General features: G+C 65.1%; 18 protein-coding genes. 5 read left to right on the forward strand and 13 right to left on the reverse strand.

Annotated elements, in window-relative coordinates; all coding sequences use genetic code 11:
- Window positions 1-198 precede the first annotated feature (198 nt).
- Complete coding sequence (locus tag GGD62_RS32755; RefSeq protein ID WP_018321710.1) at window positions 199-1,053, forward strand: DUF1499 domain-containing protein; 855 nt, start codon at window positions 199-201, stop codon at window positions 1,051-1,053.
- A gap of 62 nt (window positions 1,054-1,115) precedes the next feature.
- On the opposite strand, the gene GGD62_RS32760 is transcribed toward GGD62_RS32755, so the two are convergent.
- The 4 genes from GGD62_RS32760 to GGD62_RS32775 form a co-directional block, all read right to left on the reverse strand.
- Window positions 1,116-2,033, reverse strand: coding sequence for an MBL fold metallo-hydrolase (locus tag GGD62_RS32760; protein WP_092263357.1), 918 nt, complete (start codon window positions 2,031-2,033; stop codon window positions 1,116-1,118).
- A gap of 151 nt (window positions 2,034-2,184) precedes the next feature.
- Window positions 2,185-3,399: an acyl-CoA dehydrogenase gene (locus GGD62_RS32765; RefSeq protein ID WP_018321712.1), complete on the reverse strand. Its 1,215-nt coding sequence runs from the start codon at window positions 3,397-3,399 to the stop codon at window positions 2,185-2,187.
- Window positions 3,400-3,526: 127 nt separating this feature from the next.
- Window positions 3,527-4,603 carry a 3,4-dihydroxy-2-butanone-4-phosphate synthase gene (gene ribB / locus GGD62_RS32770; protein ID WP_018321713.1) on the reverse strand — a complete coding sequence of 359 codons (1,077 nt, stop codon included), beginning with the start codon at window positions 4,601-4,603 and terminating at the stop codon, window positions 3,527-3,529.
- Window positions 4,604-4,777: 174 nt separating this feature from the next.
- Complete coding sequence (locus GGD62_RS32775) at window positions 4,778-6,508, reverse strand: cation:proton antiporter (protein WP_183712309.1); 1,731 nt, start codon at window positions 6,506-6,508, stop codon at window positions 4,778-4,780.
- Window positions 6,509-6,575: 67 nt separating this feature from the next.
- Between GGD62_RS32775 and GGD62_RS32780 the strand changes: the two genes are divergently transcribed.
- Together GGD62_RS32780 and GGD62_RS32785 are read left to right on the forward strand one after the other, a co-directional pair.
- Window positions 6,576-7,103 (forward strand): DUF3124 domain-containing protein, encoded by a 528-nt coding sequence (locus tag GGD62_RS32780; RefSeq protein ID WP_026202604.1) that lies wholly within the window; start codon window positions 6,576-6,578, stop codon window positions 7,101-7,103.
- 88 nt (window positions 7,104-7,191) lie between these two features.
- Complete coding sequence (locus tag GGD62_RS32785) at window positions 7,192-8,424, forward strand: PLP-dependent aminotransferase family protein (RefSeq protein WP_183712311.1); 1,233 nt, start codon at window positions 7,192-7,194, stop codon at window positions 8,422-8,424.
- A gap of 10 nt (window positions 8,425-8,434) precedes the next feature.
- On the opposite strand, the gene hpaD is transcribed toward GGD62_RS32785, so the two are convergent.
- Both hpaD and GGD62_RS32795 read right to left on the reverse strand, forming a co-directional pair.
- Entirely contained in the window at window positions 8,435-9,289 is an 855-nt protein-coding gene (gene hpaD / locus GGD62_RS32790) for a 3,4-dihydroxyphenylacetate 2,3-dioxygenase (RefSeq protein WP_179735319.1), read from the reverse strand.
- An 18-nt stretch (window positions 9,290-9,307) separates the two neighbouring features.
- On the reverse strand, window positions 9,308-9,580 hold the full coding sequence (locus GGD62_RS32795) for a helix-turn-helix domain-containing protein (RefSeq protein ID WP_026202606.1): 273 nt from the start codon (window positions 9,578-9,580) through the stop codon (window positions 9,308-9,310).
- Window positions 9,581-9,739: 159 nt separating this feature from the next.
- Between GGD62_RS32795 and GGD62_RS32800 the strand changes: the two genes are divergently transcribed.
- On the forward strand, window positions 9,740-10,192 hold the full coding sequence (locus tag GGD62_RS32800; RefSeq protein WP_177237516.1) for a hypothetical protein: 453 nt from the start codon (window positions 9,740-9,742) through the stop codon (window positions 10,190-10,192).
- A gap of 95 nt (window positions 10,193-10,287) precedes the next feature.
- A complete protein-coding gene (locus GGD62_RS32805) occupies window positions 10,288-10,524 on the forward strand; it encodes a hypothetical protein (RefSeq protein WP_026202608.1) in 237 nt (78 codons plus the stop codon).
- 178 nt (window positions 10,525-10,702) lie between these two features.
- Here the strand turns inward: GGD62_RS32805 and GGD62_RS32810 are convergent, their stop codons facing one another.
- The 7 genes from GGD62_RS32810 to GGD62_RS32840 form a co-directional block, all read right to left on the reverse strand.
- Entirely contained in the window at window positions 10,703-11,521 is an 819-nt protein-coding gene (locus GGD62_RS32810; protein ID WP_179735314.1) for an aldo/keto reductase, read from the reverse strand.
- Between the two features lie 197 nt (window positions 11,522-11,718).
- Window positions 11,719-13,293 carry an alkaline phosphatase gene (locus tag GGD62_RS32815; protein WP_183712313.1) on the reverse strand — a complete coding sequence of 525 codons (1,575 nt, stop codon included), beginning with the start codon at window positions 13,291-13,293 and terminating at the stop codon, window positions 11,719-11,721.
- 154 nt (window positions 13,294-13,447) lie between these two features.
- The gene (locus GGD62_RS32820) at window positions 13,448-13,867 is read right to left on the reverse strand and encodes a hypothetical protein (protein WP_183238067.1); all 420 of its coding nucleotides are present in this window, start codon (window positions 13,865-13,867) and stop codon (window positions 13,448-13,450) included.
- A 105-nt stretch (window positions 13,868-13,972) separates the two neighbouring features.
- Window positions 13,973-14,974: a nitronate monooxygenase family protein gene (locus tag GGD62_RS32825; RefSeq protein WP_018321724.1), complete on the reverse strand. Its 1,002-nt coding sequence runs from the start codon at window positions 14,972-14,974 to the stop codon at window positions 13,973-13,975.
- 315 nt (window positions 14,975-15,289) lie between these two features.
- A complete protein-coding gene (locus GGD62_RS32830) occupies window positions 15,290-16,909 on the reverse strand; it encodes a DHA2 family efflux MFS transporter permease subunit (protein ID WP_183712315.1) in 1,620 nt (539 codons plus the stop codon).
- Window positions 16,906-18,045: an HlyD family secretion protein gene (locus GGD62_RS32835; RefSeq protein ID WP_183712317.1), complete on the reverse strand. Its 1,140-nt coding sequence runs from the start codon at window positions 18,043-18,045 to the stop codon at window positions 16,906-16,908. Before GGD62_RS32835 ends, GGD62_RS32830 begins: the two co-directional genes overlap by 4 nt.
- Window positions 18,046-18,244: 199 nt before the next feature.
- Window positions 18,245-18,403 carry a hypothetical protein gene (locus GGD62_RS32840; RefSeq protein WP_018321727.1) on the reverse strand — a complete coding sequence of 53 codons (159 nt, stop codon included), beginning with the start codon at window positions 18,401-18,403 and terminating at the stop codon, window positions 18,245-18,247.
- Between the last annotated feature and the right edge of the window lie 10 nt (window positions 18,404-18,413).

The raw sequence follows: 18,413 nt of genomic DNA on the forward strand, positions 1-18,413 counted from the left end.
GGGGGTGGGGTGATCTCTCCACACGGGCACCGCCTCAAGGGAAAGACTGTCACCCCGCCCCGCTCGCGCTTCGCGCGATCGACCCTCCCCCTCCAGGGGAGGGTGATCGACCCTTGAATTTGCCCCCGCGCCGTGGTCTCAACGGCCCATCGTCGCGCCGAACTGGCCGGCATCGCCAACCCCGGCAGAGCTCACTCGATGGCCCGCAGGTTTTCCGCTCCCTATCAGTCGGAGCCCGTGTCCAGCCTCGCGAGCTGGGCGCGCAATCTGGCCGTGTTCGCGGTGGTGGCGGTGGTGGTCTCGATCATCATCGTCCGCTTCGATTTCCTGGAGCCGAAGCCGGCCCTTGCGACCTTCTTCGGCGGGCTCGCGATATCAGGCCTGTCGATCCTGTTCGGGCTCGCCGGCTTTGCCGCGATCTGGCAGAACGGCTCGCGTGGCATGGCGCGCATCCTGCTCGCTTTGCTGATCGACGGGGCGATCCTCGCCTATCCCGCCTATCTGGCCCTGCAATATCGCAAGCTGCCGGCGATCTACGACATCACCACCGACCCGATCGATCCGCCGCGTTTCGACGCGCTGGCGCGCCTGCGCACCGGCGAGGGCACCAACACCGCCGTCTATGCCGGCCTCTATTCGGCGGAGCAGCAGCGCCACTTCTACCCTGATATCGAGCCCGTCGAGCTCGAGATCTCCGTCGACCGCGCCTATGCGATCGCGCTCCAGCTCGTCAACAAGCGCAAATGGATCATCATCGACGAGCGCGCACCGCAGCCGCCGCGCCGCATCGGCCGCATCGAGGCGGTGGCGCGCACGCCGATCATGGGGTTTCGCGAGGACATTTCGATAAGGTTCGTGCCGGACGGCGATGATTCCCGCGTCGACATCCGCTCGGCCTCGCGCAATTTCGACAGCGATCTCGGCAGCAATGCCGCGCGCGTCAAGAAATTCATCGACGATCTCAACACCGCCGCCGATGCCGACGCGCTCAAGCCGGTGAAGAAGACCCCGGTGGCGCCGCCGAAGGCGCCGGCAAAGACGGTGAAGAAATGAAACTGGCGAATGGCGAGTAGCGAATTGCGAATGGAACGCTACTCCCCACTCGCTATTCGCCCCTACGCCATCCGATACGTCCCGCCGATCACGGGATCGCCGTCGGTCGCCACCACCCCGCGGGCGACCAAGTCTTCCAGGTGCGCCAGCACGGAATAGCCGGCGGCCGTCGTCAGCCTGGGATCGATACCGATATAGATCGCGCGGACCATGGTCGGGATGTCGGTCTCGCCCTTGGCGAGGCGGTGCAGGATCGAGGCCTCGCGCGCCTTGCGGTGCCGGATCAGGAAGCGCACGAAGCGCTGGCCGTCGGGGATCTCGGGGCCGTGGCCGGAGAAATAGAGATCCTCCTCGCGTGCGGCGAGCCGGTCGAGCGAGTCCATGTAGTCGATCATCGAGCCGTCGGGCGGCGCCACGATCGAGGTGGACCAGCCCATCACGTGATCGCCGACGAAGTTGAACTTTCGCTCCGGCCAGGCGAATGCCAGATGATTGGCGGTGTGGCCGGGCGTCGCAACGGCCTCGAGCCGCCAGCCGTCGCCCTCGACGACATCGCCATGCGCGATCCGGATGTCGGGTACGAAGTCGCGATCGGAGCCGGATTCCGGATTGTGCTTCTCGCTCTCGAAACGCGGGCGCGAGGCCCGGTGCGGGCCCTCGGCATAAACCGGCGCGCCGGTCGCCTGCTTGATCCGCGCGGTGTTCGGCGAATGGTCGCGATGGGTGTGGGTGACGAAGATATGGCTCACCGTCTCGCCGCGCACGGCATCGAGCAGCGCAGCCGCATGCGCCGCATCGTCCGGACCGGGATCGATGATCGCAACATTACCCTTGCCAACGATATAGCTGACCGTGCCGGTGAAGGTGAACGGGCTCGGATTGTTGCAGAGCACGCGGCGCACGCCGGGCCGGACTTCCTCGACGACGCCCGGCTTCAGCGGAAAGTTGCGGTTGAACGGGACGTCGTCATTGTCGGACATGGCTTGCTCATTCCTTGCTGACTTCGTCATATCCGGCCTTGTGCCGGGCATCCACGTTCTTCGCGTGGCTTAAGACGTGGATGGCCGGGACAAGCCCGGCCATGACGCAGTTGGAGAGTTCTCGTGCCTCACGCGTCCACCGCGTAGCCGCTCAGAAAAACGCCTGAATGCCCGTGATGGCGCGCCCCAGGATCAGCGCGTGGACGTCGTGCGTCCCCTCATAGGTGTTGACCGTCTCGAGGTTATGGACGTGGCGCATCACGTGGTACTCGATCGAGATGCCGTTGCCGCCGTGCATGTCGCGCGCGACGCGGGCGATGTCGAGGGCCTTGCCGCAATTGTTGCGCTTCATGATCGAGATCATCTCGGGCGCGAACTTGCCCTCGTCCATCAGGCGGCCGACGCGAAGCGAGCCCTGAAGGCCGAGCGCGATCTCGGTCTCCATGTCGGCGAGCTTTTTCTGCACGAGCTGGGTCGCGGCAAGCGGCTTGCCGAACTGCTTGCGGTCGAGCGTGTACTGGCGCGCGCGGTGCATGCAGTCCTCGGCGGCGCCGAGGGCGCCCCAGGAGATGCCGTAGCGGGCGCGGTTGAGGCAGCCGAACGGACCCTTGAGACCGGAGACGTTGGGCAGCAGGGCATCTTCCGGAACCACAACGCCGTCCATCACGACCTCACCGGTGATGGAGGCGCGAAGCGAGAGCTTGCCGCCAATCTTCGGCGCGGACAGGCCCTTCATGCCCTTTTCCAGCACGAAGCCGCGGATCTGGTTGTCATGCGCGGCCGACTTGGCCCAGACCACGAACACGTCGGCGATCGGCGCGTTCGAGATCCACATCTTGCTGCCGGTGAGGCGATAGCCGTCCGCGACCTTCTCGGCGCGGGTCTTCATGCCGGCCGGATCGGAGCCGGCATCGGGCTCGGTCAGGCCGAAGCAGCCGACCCACTCGCCGCTGGCGAGCTTCGGCAGGTACTTCTTGCGCTGGTTCTCGTCGCCATAGGCGTAGATCGGGTACATCACCAGCGAGGACTGCACCGAGTTCATCGAGCGATAGCCGGAATCGACCCGCTCGATCTCGCGCGCGACGAGGCCATAGGCGACGTAGCTCGCATTGGCGCAGCCATATTCCTCCGGCAGCGTGATGCCGATCAGGCCGAGCTCGCCCATCTCGTTGAAGATCTCGCGATCGGTCTTCTCTTCGAGATAGGCCTTGGAGACGCGCGGCAGCAGCTTGTCCTGGGCGTAGGCGCGGGCGGTGTCGCGCACCATGCGCTCGTCTTCGGTCAGCTGCTCGTCGAGCAGGAACGGATCGTCCCACTGGAAAGAAGCCGCAGCCGGCTTGTCCTTGGCCTGAGGGCGCACGCTCATGAAACGTCCTTTCGTCTGGTTCCGTCAAAATTTGCCCGACAAACTAAAGCGCCGCGGCAACAAGTGCAATTGCATCCTGGTTTCGGTCGTTCCGGGGCGCAACACCGACGAACCGGAAATGCCGTTGTCAGGTTTCGAGCTGCTCGTTGGCGACGATCTCGATGCCGAAGCCGGACAGGCCCTTGTAGTCGTGCACCGAGGAGGTGAGATGCCGGATCGAGGTGACGCCGAGATCGCGCAGGATCTGCGCGCCGACGCCGACCTCGCGCCACTGGCGGTTGCGGTCGGCCTCGGTCGCGCTCTCGTCGGGCAACGGGGACACGGGGACACCGGCCGCGCCGTCGCGCAAGTAAACCAGGACGCCGCGGCCTGATTTCTTGAAATGCTCGAGCACGGCCGCCATGCGCTTGTGGCCGGTGAAGGTGTCCTTGACGATGTTCGGCTTGTGGAAGCGCGTCAACACGTTCTTGCCGTCACCGACGCCATTGTAGACGAACGCGACGTGGGCGATGGAATCGAACGGCGAACGATAGGCATAGCCCTGCAAGGGTCCGATCGGGCTTTCGGTGACGAAGGTCGAGACCCGCTCGATCAGCTTCTCGCGCGCCTGGCGGTAGGCGATCATGTCGGCGATGGTGACGTGCTTGAGCTTGTGCCTGGCCGCGAACTGCGCGACCTGCTCGCCCTTCATCACGCTGCCGTCGTCGTTCATCAATTCGCTGATGACGCCGACCGGCGGCAGGCCGGAGAGCTTGCACAGATCGACGGCGGCCTCGGTATGGCCCGAGCGCAGCAGCACGCCGCCATCCTTGGCGATCAGCGGGAAGATGTGGCCGGGCCGGGCGAAATCATTGGCGCCGACATTGGGATTGGACAGCGCGCGGCAGCAGGAGGCGCGCTCCTCGGCGGAGATGCCGGTGCCGCCATCGGGCTTGTAGTCGATCGACACCGTGAAGGCGGTGGTGTGCGCGGAATCGTTGTGGGCCACCATCGGATCGAGCCGCAGGCGGCGCGCGTCCTCGGTGGTCACCGGCGCGCAGACGATGCCTGACGTATGGCGGATGATGAACGCCATCTTCTCGGCGGTGCAGAGCGAGGCGGCGACGATCAGATCGCCCTCGCCCTCACGGTCCTCGTCGTCGGTGACGACCACGAGCTCACCCCGGGCAAAGGCCTGCAAGACTTCCTGGACGCTATCGGGCATGTCCCAATCTCTATCGGTTGTGGGCGGGAGGCTTAGCCGGACTTGGGCCGGGGCGCTAGTGTCCTGGACGCAACCGCATATGCCTGACGGCAGGCCTGCCAAGGTGGGCAGGCTTGCACCGAAGATACCAGGGATATAGGCGCGGAATGCCAAGGTGGAAGGCGGTCGGCCCCGTCAGGGCAGCACTTCGCGGCGCTCGCCGAGCCGCTGGTCGAGCTCAGCGCGCTTGTCGGTCAGAAGGCCGGCCTGCGCGGCCTCGATCACGGTAAACAGCTCATGAGCGTCGCTGAGCCGGGTCACGGTGACGTAGCTGGCGCCGGCCGCATAGAGCTCCTCCACGTCCGACAGGAGATCGGCCGTGGCCACGATCAGGGCGGTCGGATTGAGCGCGCGGACGTGGCGGACCAGCTTCTCGTTGCTGGCGCCCTTCAGCAGCGAATCCGGCACGCTGAGGATGATCATCTCGGACTTGCCGACGCCGGCATGGAGCAGCGTATCCGCGCTGCTGATGTCGCCATAGATCACGTGCAGGCCGCGCGACAGCAACGTCTGGTACACATTGGGGTTGAAATCGACCACGGTGATCTGCTCGAGCAGCACCGGCGCCTGCCGTTCGATCTCGGCCAGCAGCGCGCTCGCCGCACGGAAAAAGCCGAGGATGACGATACGGCGTGCCTCGCCATGGCCGCCCTCGTGCCCCTCCTCGGCATGGCCGTTGCCGTGGTCGAGATCGCGCAGGCCGATCCGCTTCAGGGGGCCGATGGCCCAGCGGGTGATCTCGTCGCTGCGGCTCATCGCGAAGGTCGAGAGCACCGCGAGCACCACGAAGGCGAAGGAGGCGGCATTCGCCGTCTGCGCTGCGATATGGTGATCGGCAACGCCGGTCTGGATCACCACCAGCGAGAACTCGGAGATCTGCGCGAGGTTCAGCGCCGGCAACAGGCTGGCGCGCAAGCCCTGCTTCATCAGATAGAGCGGCGTGAAGGTGGTGACGAGGCGGCTCACCACGGTGAAAGCCGCGATCATCAGCGCCAGCCCGATCACGGAGAGGCCGGGGACGGGAATGGTCATGCCAAGGGCGACGAAGAACAGCGTGATGAAGAAGTCGCGCAGCGTGGTGACCTTGGCGGTGACGTCGAGCGCGTAGGGAAAGGTCGAGAGCGAGACGCCGGCGATCAGGGCGCCCATCTCGCGCGACAGCGACAGCCGCTCGGCGGTCTCGGCGACGAGAAAGCACCAGGCCAGCGCGCCGAGCAGGATCAGCTCGGGCCGCCGGGCGATCTGGTGGAACAGCCGCGGCAGCACGTAGCGGCTCACCAGCAGAGCTGCGGCGACCAGCACCGCGACACGGCCGATCGAGAGCAGGATGACGCTGGCCTGCAGATTGGCAAGGCTCGGCTGCACCGCCAGGAACAGGATGGCGAAGATGTCCTGCAGCACCAGCACGCCGAGCGTGATGCGCCCCGGCAGCGTGTCGAGCTCGCGTTTCTCGTAGAGCACCTTGACGATGATGACGGTGCTCGACAGCGCGCAGGCGACGCAGAGATAGACCGCATCGAAGTGCCCGCCGCCGAGCGACAAGCCGATGCCGACGAAGAACAGGACCCCGAGCAGGCAGCCGCCGAGCAGCTGGCCACCCGCCGCGAACAGGATCACCCTTCCCGCCCGCACGATCTTCTTCAGGTCAATCTCGAGCCCGATCATGAACAGCATGAAGATCAGGCCGAGCTCGGAGATGACGCCGATCGATTCCTGCGAGTGGACCCAGCCGGTGCCGAATGGACCTATGCAAAAGCCGGCGATAAGATAGGCCAGAATGAGCGGCTGCCGGGAGAAATGGGCGAGAAGGCCCAGCATCCAGGCAAACAGAATACAGAGAGTGATGTCGCGAATGAGCTCGTGCATGCCAAATTGGTCCGTTTTGCCGCACCCTAGAGACGGGTTGCGGCGCGGCAAGCGAGCAATTCGTCACATGCGAAAAGGGCTGTTCGCAGCAATGCTGTTATGCCCCCTCGCCTTTGCCGTGCCCGCCGCCGCACAATCCAAGGTCAATATTGAACAGAACTTTGCCGATTCCCTCGCCGCGCTGCCGAAGGAGGAACTCGCAATCTCCGGTGGATTCTACGTGCCTGCCTATTCCAGCGTCGCAATGAGCCAGGGCAAGCTGCGCGTCGACTTCTCGGTGACCTTGAGTGTTCACAACGCCTCCGAGACGCAAGCACTGGTGATCAAACGCATCGCCTATTTCGACACCGCAGGCAAGCAGGTCGAGAGTTATCTGAAGGCGCCCGTGGCCTTGAGGCCACTTGCCACCGTCTCGATCTTCATTCCGACCGACGACGTGCGTGGCGGGACCGGGGCCAATTTCCTGGTCGACTGGGCTGCGACGGGCGAGATCGCCGAGCCCGTCGTCGAGGCGCTGATGGTTGGCGGCGTCGCCAATGCGCATTACGCTTTCATCAGCCAGGGCCGTCCGACCAGGACGGCCACAAAGAAGTGAGTCCGTCCGACCCGGACGGCTGGCAAGAAGTAAGGCTGGCCGGCGCAACACCGGCTGACTCAACAAGAACAAAACGAGGAACACCCCCATGACGTCCAGCTTCGATTTCGCACCCCTGTTTCCGGCAGGGCTGCCGGCCCCTTCTGCGCGCTGGACGGGCCTTGCCAAGTACAGTTTCGTCGGCGGCAACAACGATTCCGAGCAACTGCCGCTCGAGGGCCTGATCGAGGCGACCACCTCAGCTTTACAGCGCGAAGGCCGGTCGCTTGCGACCTACGGGCTGGCGCATGGCCCGCAGGGCTACCTGCCCTTGCGCGAATTCCTGGTGACGAAGCTCAAGCGCGATGCCGGCATCAACTGCACCGTCGACGATCTCCTGATCGTCTCGGGCTCGCTGCAAGCGCTCGACCTCGTCAACGCGACGCTGCTGACCCGCGGCGACAACGTGATCTTCGAGCAGGACAGCTATCAGGGCTCGCTGACCCGCCTGGCGCGGCTCGGCGTCAATGTGGTCGGCGTCCCCCTCGACAAGGACGGCATGCGCATGGACGTGCTGGCCGCGACACTGGCTGACCTGAAGAGCCGCGGCATCCGGCCGAAATACATCTACACCATTCCGACGGTGCAGAATCCGACCGGCAGCATCATGCCCGAGAGCCGCCGCACTGAGCTGGTACGGCTCGCGACCGAGTATGGCGTGCCGATCTTCGAGGACGATTGCTATGCCGACCTCGTCTGGTCGGGGCAGCGGCCGCCGGCGATCCATGCGATGAGCCCAAACGGCGGCGTGATCCATATCGGCTCGTTCTCCAAATCGATCGCGCCGGCGCTGCGCGTCGGCTTCATCGTGGCGCCCTGGGAGGTGATGTCGCGGATGCTGGCGCTGAAGACGGATGCCGGCTCCGGCGCGCTGGAGCAGATGGTGCTCGCCGCCTATTGCAAGCCGCATTTCGCAAGCCATGTGCCGGCGCTGACCAAGGCGCTGCGCACCAAGCTCGACACGCTGATGGAGGCGCTGAACGAACAGTTCGGGACGGCCGCCGAGTTCGAGGAGCCCAAGGGCGGCATCTTCCTCTGGGTGAAGCTGCCCGACCAGGTCGATACGCTGAAACTCTATCAGGCCGCACTCGCCGCCGGGGTCTCGATCAATCCGGGGCCGGAATGGTCGACCAACAAGAGCCATGCCAGCTCGCGGCTCAGGCTGTGCTTTGCGAGCCCGACGCATCAGCAGATCCGCGAGGGAGTCGCCGTGCTGGCCGAGGTCTGCCGCAAGGAATTCGGCGTGCCGGCCCGGAGTGCCAATGTGGAGAAGCGGGCTTGAAGCCGCGGCCTCACGCCTCGACGTGAAACTCCACGTTGACCTGGCCGCTCCCGGAGGACGGAAAATAGTCGCAGAGCTGCTCGGCGGCGCCGCGATAGTCGTACCAGCCGAGCGCGGCGAACAGCATGATCGTGTCGGCCATGCCGCCTTCGCCGTTGCACTTGGTGGCGTAATCCGGAAGCATGTCGAGGAATTCGCGGTAGCGGCGGCTCTGCCACAGCTCGAGCACGCGCAAATCGACCTGACGGTTGAACTCGCTGGCGACCGAGGTCCAGGCTTCGGGGCCCAGCTTCTTGTTCGGCCAGAGCCGGTGCGAGAGCGAACCGCTGGCGAGGATGGCGACCCGTTCACCGGATTCGTCGATCGCGCGGCGGGTCGCTTCACCGAGGATCCGGCTCTCCTCGAATGAGGTGAAGAGCGGCGAGGCGACCGAGACGACCTTCGCGAAGCCGTCCCGGTTCAGGTAGTGCATCGGCACGACGGTGCCGTATTCGAGCCCGAGGCTGGCCACCTGATGGGCGATCACGTTCAGGCCGGCGTCCCCGGCCCTATCGGCGATGGCTTCGGCCAGGCGCGTGTCACCCGGCAAATCGTAGCGCAGATCCTGGATCATATGCGGCGCCTCGTGGCTCGTGAACGAGCCGCAATGCAGCGCATTGGCATTGATGTGGTAGCCGAAATTGGAGAGCCAGTGGGTGTCGAACACCACGAAGCAGGTGACGCCGCGCTCTTTCGCCCGCCGGCCGAGCTCGCGCAGCGAATCGACGGCGGCTTTGCGCGCGTCGCGTAACGGGCTGCCTGATAGCTCCGACAGCATCAGCGATGGAACGTGGGTGACCTTGGCCGCGAGTACGAGTTGCCCCATGGCGGTCACCTCGAAGCGTCAGGCCGCCTGTGGCTGGCTGCCGTGGATCGCGGAGGCCAGCCGCAGCAAGAGGACGATCGAGACGTTGCCCTTGCCGGCTTCGATCTGGGCGATATAGCGCTCGGAAATCCCGGAACGGCGGGCCAGCTCGCGGCGCGACAGGTCGCAGCGCATGCGCGAGGACCTCAAGCGATCGCCCAGCTCGGTCAGAAACGCGGTCTCGGAATAGGGCGGCACGGCACAGCTCCCCGGCAGCACTTCGCCCGCAAAATCCATGACTTGATTCAGCATTGGTCTATCCAGGTTCGCCTTCGGGAAACGCCATCCTACTCCGGAAAAGACCGGCCTCATTGACGCGGATCAAATTCGCGAGCGATCGGCCGCAGCCATGGACGGAAGCGGGCGGGATGCTACACTTGGAATTCTTCGAGGCGGGGGTTTCTTCAGGACATGACGCGTTGTTTGAGCCGCTGGATCGCGGCTGCGATGCTGTGGGCGGCAATCACCTCCACGGCAGGTGCCGAGACGTTGACCGCGACGGTCGAGCAATGGGGCCTGCTCGGCTCGTGGGCGGTCGATTGCGCCGTCCGGCCCGACCGTGACAAGGGCGCGCTCCTGACTTACGAAATCCGGAAGGACGGCCGGGTGATGTACCGGCGCAATTTCGGCGAGGCCAATGACGAGAACGAGGTGGTGTCGGCCACGGTCGGCGCCGAGGGCCTGCTCAATGTGATGGTCTACTTCCCCTCGCTGCACCAGGCGCGTGAGTTCGGGCTGCTGCTGGCGAAGGACGGCAGCCTGCGCGCGATCTACAATCGCAGCGAGCGGGGCGAGTACACGATCAGGGACGGCAAGTACGTCGCGACAGGCGCGCCGACGCCGGCGCAGCAACGCTGCGATTAGTCACCTGAACAGCTGTTCAGAATTCTCCCGCGTTTCCTCCGGAACGTTCGCGCGAATGCGCGGTTTAGATTTGCATTCGATTGGAGGAGGACATCATGAAGAAGCTTGGTTATGTGGTTGCGGCCCTGGGTGCGCTCGTGATCGCGGCGCCGACGCTGGCGAGCGCGGAGACGGTGGTGATCAAGCGCGGCGGCTACCACCACCATCATCACGGGCCGTACGGCGCTCGCGCCGAATTCCGCGGCCATCGCGACTACGGCTGGCATCGCGGCCACCATCGCGACAAGGTCGTGGTGATCAAGCGCAGCCATCGTCACCATCACTGGGACTAATGCAGTGCGCATATGGAAATGGCCCCTCACGGGGCCATTTCTTTTGCGTGTCGTCAGTCTTGTAGGGTGGGCAAAGCGAAGCGTGCCCACCGCTTCCATGGTGATTGAGAGGTGGTGGGCACGGCGCAAGTGCGCCTTTGCCCACCCTACGAGCCTGCCATGCGCGTTTGAAACGAAGCTAATCCCAAGCCGGCGCAAAGCCCGGATTGACGCAGCGGCGGTCCTTCGGCAGCGCCGCGATCTTGTTGCGGTCGGCATCGTCGAGCGTGATCTTCAGCGCATCGAGATTGGCCTGCTGGCTCTCCCGGCGCGAGGCCTTCGGAATCGCGGCGACGCCGTCCTGATCGAGCAGCCATTTCAGCGCCACCTGCGCGGCGGTCGCGTTGTGCCTGGCGCCGATTTCCGCCAGCACCGGCTCCGAAGCGATGCGGCCTTGCGCGAGCGGGCAATAGGCCACCAGCGGGATCGACTTCGCGGCGAGATAGGCCAGCACCTTCGATTGATCGAGCATGGCGTGATATTCGATCTGGTTGCAGGCGATCGGCGCCCTGATGTCCTCGACCACGGTCTTGAGCAGTGCCGTGGTAAAATTGGCAACGCCAATCGCCCGCGTGCGCCCCTCCTGCTTCAGCTTCATCAGTGTCTCGAACACCGCACCCCAGTTCGCAGCCTTCGACGGCCAGTGCACGAGATAGAGATCGACATGATCGAGCCTGAGCTTGTTCAGGCTGGCATCGAAGGCCCGCCGGATCGCGTCGGGGCTGAGGTTCTCATGCCAGACCTTGGTCGTGACGTGCAGCTCGCCGCGCGGAAGGCGAGCCGCGGCAAGGGCAGCGCCGATGGGTTCTTCGTTGGCGTACATCTCGGCGGTGTCGATGTGGCGATAGCCGATCGACAGCGCGCTCTCGACCGCGGCGCGGCAGGCATCGCCCTGCAGGCGGAAGGTGCCGAGGCCGAGCTTGGGCACGCTGATGCCCTGGGTCTTCAGATTGTCCATGAACAGGCTCCTGACGTCGTTCAACCCGCTGGAAGCACGCGGCGTTGCCGCGTGGGCGGACTCTTCGGTGATGGAAAAGAGATGGCGGGAGCGAGCAGCATAGCCCGGCATGGGCAGCGCGGCCAATCAAGATCGGGTTAGCGGCGCGCCATGCCTATCCTTCGTCATGGCCGGATCCGCGCACAGAGTATCGCCCCTCACGAATGCTGCGCCACCACGGCCGGGCGGATCTGCGGTTGCGGCACGATGTCGACCGACCAGAGGTCGCGATTGTCGACGTCCTTCAAGGTCACGGTCATCACGCCGCTGGCGCCGTCGATGTCGACGCGGCCAAAGAATTGCAGTCCGAAACACGGCGCCAAATTCTCGCCCTGCGCCGCACTGCAGCCGTTCTGGTACATCGCGACCGGACCAAAGGTGTCGTCCAGCTCACCCGGGCCCCAGGTGCCGGCGTGTAGCGGGCCGGAAACGAACTCCCAGAACGGCTCGAAGTCTTGAAACTGCGCCTTGCCGGGATCGTAATAATGCGCGGCGGTGTAGTGCATATCGGCGGTGAGCCAGACGATATTGCGCACGCCGGCGCGCTTGATGGAGGCCAGAAGGTCGGCGATCTCGTGCTCGCGCCGGTCGGGCGGACCATCGCCGAGCGCGACGGCGTCGAGACTGATCAGGCCGATCGGAAGATCAGCCGCAATCACCTTCCAGGTTGCGCGCGAGGCCGCAAGCTCACGCTTGAGCCAGGCGAGCTGCTCGGCACCCAAGATCCAACCGCGGTGATCGCCGCCCTTGTTCCAGCTGTCGTCGCGATAGCTGCGCATGTCGATCATGAAGACGTCGAGCAGCGGGCCGTAGGCGATCTTGCGATAGACCCGGCCTTGGTGCGCGCCGATATCGCGGATCGGCATGAAGTCGAAGAAGGCGCGGCGCGCGCGCGCAATCAGGCGCGGGGTGCCGTCGTCCTCATAACCGGCCTCGTCGTGGCTGCCGGTCGGCGACCAGTCGTTGGTGACCTCGTGGTCGTCCCACTGCGCGAACATCGGCACCTCGGCGTGGAAGGCGCGAAAGTTCTCGTCGAGATGGTTGTATTTGTAATTGCCGCGAAACTGCGCCAGCGTGTGCGCGACCTCGGACTTTTCCTCGGTCACGAGGTTGCGCCAGATCTCGCCGTTCGGCAGCTTCTGCTCGGAAGGAACCGTGCAGTCGGCGTAGATGTGATCGCCGGAGTGGATGAAGAAATCCGGGCGGTTGTCGAGCATGGTGCGATAGCTGCGATAGCCGCCGCGCGAAATGTCGATGCCCCAGCCCTGTCCCGCGACATCCCCGGACCACAGGAACGAGATCGAGCGGGCAGCGGACGGCGCGGTGCGGAAATGGCCGACGCGGCTTTCGCCGGCAATGCCGGTCGCGACGTCGTCGAAGCGCACGCGGTAGAAGATATCCTGGCCGGGCGGCAGATCGTTCATCAGCAGCTTTGCGGTGAAATCCGCATCAAGCAGAGCGTCGCGCGAAGCTGACGCAATGATGGTCTTGAAGCTCTCGACGGTCGAGCATTCCACCTGCATCCGCGCGGGCCGGTCGGCGCGCGCCCAGATCACGGCGGAGTCGCCAGAGACATCGCCGGACTGAATACCGCCCGCGATCTGCGGCCGGTCGGCGGCGCGGCTGAGGTGCGGCATTGCGAGCGTGCCGAGCGAGGCGACGGCGAGGCTGGAGGTCGAGCGGACCAGGAATTGCCGCCGGGTCCATGCGCGCGAAGCGCGGAGCGTTGCCATTCAGGAAACCTTCGTCGAATCGCGACGGAAGGTGCCTGCGCTCCTTGACTCCTACCCTTACGGTTTCTTGACTCCGCTCCTACGGTTTTGCGACGCGCGGATGACGGGGCGAGATAGCCCCGCAGGCGGGGAGAGGCGTAGAGACACGAAGCCTCTAGCGCTGCCAGTTGCAGATGCCGCCGGAACGGCAGGGCCAGGTCTGGATGCGGGTATCTCTCGCCTGTGCATCCAGCGGATTGCCGCGGCGGTGCGCGAGCTTGGCACGGGCTACACCGCGCGGCTGCGCGGGCTTGCCATGCGCGACCTTCGGCTCGGCTACACGGACGCGCTCAGCGGCAACCTTCTTCGGCACGTCGACCGGCTCGGCGCGGGCCTGCGCCTCATTGCCACCCTTCGCCTCGAGTGCAACCGGCGCGAATTGGGTCTCGGGCCCGAGCCGCTTCGGCGACAGAACTGCCTTCGAAAGGTCGAGGCCGAGATATTCGTCTGGCTTGTAGTCGTCAGCGCGCGCGAAGCCGCCCCATGCGATCACGAGGGCAACGGCAACTGCAAAAGAAACGCTTTTCAGGACCACGGACGCCTCCTGAAATTGATTTTGAAGGTATTTTATCCTTATTTAGGAGGCCTCGCGCGCGATTCCAGCGTCCATTTGCCGCCGTGGTTAAGAAGTTTGGCGGTGTCAGGCGACCTTTCGCGTCGCCCCCGTCCCATCCAGGAACCCCATCAGGCGGCTGCGGATGATCTGTTCCGCCTCGCTCATGATGCGATCGACGAGTTCCTTGCAGGAGGGGATGTCATGGATCAACCCTGCGACCATGCCGCAGCTCCAGGCGCCGGCGTCCATCTGGCCTTCCAGCATGATCCTGGGATAGACGCCCGCGACCTGGTCGTGGATGTCATCGATCTTCAGCTTGTCGCCCTTCTCGCGCTCGATCTCGATGAGGCGATCGACATTGGCGTTCCTCAGCACGCGTTCGGTGTTGCGCAGGCTCCGCATGATCAGGCGGGTGTCGAGCTCGGTCGCCGCGACCAGCGCATTCTTCACGTTCTGATGCACGGGCGCTTCCTTGGTGGCGATGAAGCGCGTGCCCATGTTCATGCCGGCGGCACCCAGCGACAATGCCGCGACGAGGCTGCGCCCGTCGGCCATGCCGCCGGAGGCGACGAACGGGATCTTCAATTCCTCCGCCGCGCGCGGCAGCAGGATCATGTTGGGAATGTCATCCTCGCCGGGATGACCGCCGCACTCGAAGCCGTCGACGCTGACAGCGTCGCAGCCGATCCGCTCGGCCTTGAGTGAGTGACGCACCGAGGTGCATTTGTGGATGACCTTGATGCCCGCCGCCTTCAGCGCCGGCATGTATTGTTCGGGGCTGCGGCCCGCCGTCTCCACCGCCTTGATGCCGCCCTCGACGATGGCCGCGATGTATTCCGGATAGGGCGGCGCCGCGAAGGTCGGCAGGAAGGTGAGGTTCACGCCGAACGGCTTGTCGGTCATGTCGCGGCAGCGCGCGATCTCCTTTGCGAGCAATTCCGGTGTCTTCTGCGTCAGGCCGGTGATGATGCCGAGCCCGCCGGCATTGGAGACGGCAGCGGCCAGTTCGGCAAAGCCGACGAAATGCATGCCGCCCTGGATGATGGGGTGCTCGATGCCGAACAGCTCGGTGATCGCGGTCTTCACTTAATTCGCCTCCCGGAATTTGCTCAGGTTGGGTTCAGTCTAGCCGGACTTTTGCGCCGCGGTCACCATTTCTCTCCGAGGGAGTGGGCCAAAGGAGCCGAGGAGGTGAGTCGAGACACCAAGTCTGGTTGCAAGTCCCGTCATCCTGAGGTGCGATCCTAGCGGCGCAGGCGCGCCGCTAGGTGAGCCTCGAAGGATGTACGGCCCAGCTGCGAGCCGGGCCCTCGCCCTTCGAGGGCCGCTGAAGAAGCGGCCACCTCAGGGTGACGGGGAGACAGCGTCAATCGCGGTAAGACCAAGCCACAGTGCATACTCTCAATGTCCCCGCGCCGGCGCGCCCAGCTTGATCGGCCGCAGCACCGCCGCCGTGGGGATCATCAGCACCGCAATGATCGCCAGCGTCCAGAACACGTCGATATAGGCGAGCAGATCAACCTGCTGCTGCAAGGTGCGGCCGACCCAGGCGAGCGCCTGTGACGCGGCATCGCTCGCATTCGACCCTTGCGCCTGGAAGTAGCGCGTCATCGCGTCGATGGTCTGCTGATAGCCGAGGTCTGATGGCGCGGCGTGCTCGATCAGTCGGCTCTGGTGGAATTGCTGGCGCTGCGCCAGAACCGTCTGCGCCAGAGCGACGCCCATGGATCCGCCGATGTTGCGGGCGACGTTGATCAGCGCAGAGGCCTGGTTGGTCTTGTCAGGCGGAACGCCGTCATATGACGCTGTCGTCACCGGCAGGAACAGGAAGGGCAGGCCCAGCGCGAGGAAGATGCGCGACAGCGCCGCATAGCCATAGGTGATGTCGCCGGTGAGCCCGGTGAGATGCCACATCGAGAACGCGACGATGGCAGCGCCGAACATGATCAGATATTTCGGCTGCACCGTGCTGACGAGGCGGCCGACCACCGGCATCAGCACCAGGGTCGCGATGCCGCCGGGCGACAGCGCGAGGCCGGCCAGCATCGCCGTGTAGTTCAGCTCGGTCTGGAGCAGTTGCGGCAGCAGCTGGGTGGTCGAGATCAGCACCGCGCCCGTGCCGAGCATGACCAGGAAGCAGGCGGCGAACTGGCGCCGGCCGAGCAAGCGAAGATCGACGATCGGATCTTCCCGCGTCAGCTCCCACGGGATCAGCGCGACAAGCGAGACCGCGGCCAGCACCGCGAAGACGACGATCATGTTCGACCCGAACCAGTCGTTGCGCTGACCCTCGTCGAGGACGAATTCGAGCGAGCCGAGCCCGATCGCGACCAGCAGGAAGCCGACATAGTCGACGCGCAGGCCCTTGCTCAGCAGCTTCTCCCTCTCCTCCTCCGCGCCCGACGGCTCCTTGACCAGCGTACCGACCAGGAACAGCGAGAGCAGCCCCATCGGCACGTTGATCAGGAACACCCAGTGCCAGCTGTAGGTATCGGTGATCCAGCCGCCGAGCGTCGGACCGATCACCGGCGCGACCACGACGGCGACGCCGTAGATGGCGAAAGCCTGGCCGCGCTTGTGCGGCGGGAAGGAGTCGGCAAGGATCGCCTGCTCGCTGGTGGCCATGCCGCCGCCGCCGAGCCCCTGCAGGATGCGGAACAGCACCAGCGATTGCAGATTCCAGGCGAAGCCGCACAGCAGCGATGCGATCGAGAAGATCGCGACGCATATCATGTAGAAGCGCTTGCGGCCGATCACCGTCGACAGCCAGCCCGAGATCGACAGCACAATCGCGTTGGCGACGAGATAGCTGGTGATGACGTAGGTGCTCTCGTCGATGCCGACCGCGAGCCCACCGGCGATGTGGCGCAGCGCGACATTGGCGATGGTGGTGTCGAGCACCTCCATGAAGGTCGCGATCGAGACCACGAAGGCGATCAAATAGGGATTGTGCCCGCCGGCCGCGGAGCGCTCCGGCGACCAGCCGCCTGCGGATGCGCCGCCTTGTGCAGCGTCCGTCATCGCACCCTGGTCCAGGGCACGACCGACATGCCGGGACCGACCGGCAGATCGGCCGGCCAGTTGTCGACCGCGATCTTCACCGGCACGCGCTGCACCACCTTGACGTAGTTGCCGGTCGCGTTCTCCGCCGGCAGCAGGCTGAACGCGGTGCCGGAGCCGGGCTGCACGGAATCGACGTGGCCGGTGAGCTTGCGGCCGGGATAGGCATCGATGCGGATCTCGACCGGCTGGCCCGGACGCATGTCGTTCAGCTGCGTCTCCTTGTAGTTGGCGACGATCCAGACCTCGTCGGGCACGAACATCATCAGGCTCTGCCCCGCCGTGACGAAGGTGCCCTTGGCGCCCGAGAGCTTGACGACACGGCCCGATTGCGCAGCGACGACGTTGGTGTACTGCAAGTTCAGCTTGGCTTGATCGAGCTGCGCCTGCGACTGCTCAAGCTGCGCCTTGGCGCCTTCGAGCTGGGCTTGCAGCGTCTTGATGCCGAGTTGCGCCGCCGTCACCGCGGTCTTGGCGCGCTCGGTGTTGGCCTGCTGCGCCTGAAGGTCGGAACGGGTCTGCTGCTGGCGCTGCACGGTGCCGGCCCCCTTCTCGACGAGATCCTCGGCGCGCTTGAACTCCTCTTGCGAGAACTGCAACTGAGCCTGCGCCTGTGCCTGGGCCTGCTTGATCTGCTCCTGCTGCGAATCGATCTGCGCCTCGACGTTGGCGACGTTGGCCTTGGCGCTGGCAACCTGCGCATTGGCCTGATCGATGGCGATACGGTAGTCGCGCTCGTCGATCCTGGCGAGGAGATCGCCCGCACTGACGTGCTGGTTGTCCGTCACCGGGATGTCGGTCACGTAGCCGCCGACCTTCGAGGCCACCGAAAAGCTACGCGCGGCGACGAAGGCATCGTCGGTGGATTCATAGTGGCGCGCCTCGAGCCAATAGAGCAGACCGCTAATGAGCGCGGCGATCAGCACGAAGGCGCCGGCGGTTGCCAGCAGCCAATGCTGACGAAGCCGGTCTCGCAGCGACGGCGCCTTCGCCGGCTGACTGGTCTCGCTCGTATGATCGGGAGGCGTTCTCGGAGCTTCCTTCGCCCTCTGCGGCTGCTCCGCGGACGGCCCACGCTCCCGGGTTTGAGCATCCACGGCCAACACCTTTCTCGGGACTCAACCGGCGGCAGGTGGCAACGAGCCGCCTCGCCCGCCGCGAGCCTAACCGCAGCACCGAAGCATGGTTCCGCATCGCGAGAGGCCCGCCGCCATTCGTGAATGCCTGCTCAAAAAGGAAGCGCGGCACAGTTGCGTGCCGCGCTCGTCTCTGACGTCTCACGGGAAGCCGCCTGTCTCAGTGCGTCTTCGTCTCGTGCCATTTCTCGAGATCGGGCTTCTCCTCGTCGGATCCCTGCTCCTTCTCCGGATTGCCCTTCCAGGGCTTGTCCGTCTGCCGGTGCGAACCCCAGTCGTTCTGCTGCCGGGGATCGTCGTTGGGCCGTTCCTTGCTCATCGATCTCCCT

The sequence above is a fragment of the Bradyrhizobium sp. ERR14 genome (genome assembly GCF_014198235.1).
GTDB lineage: Bacteria > Pseudomonadota > Alphaproteobacteria > Rhizobiales > Xanthobacteraceae > Bradyrhizobium.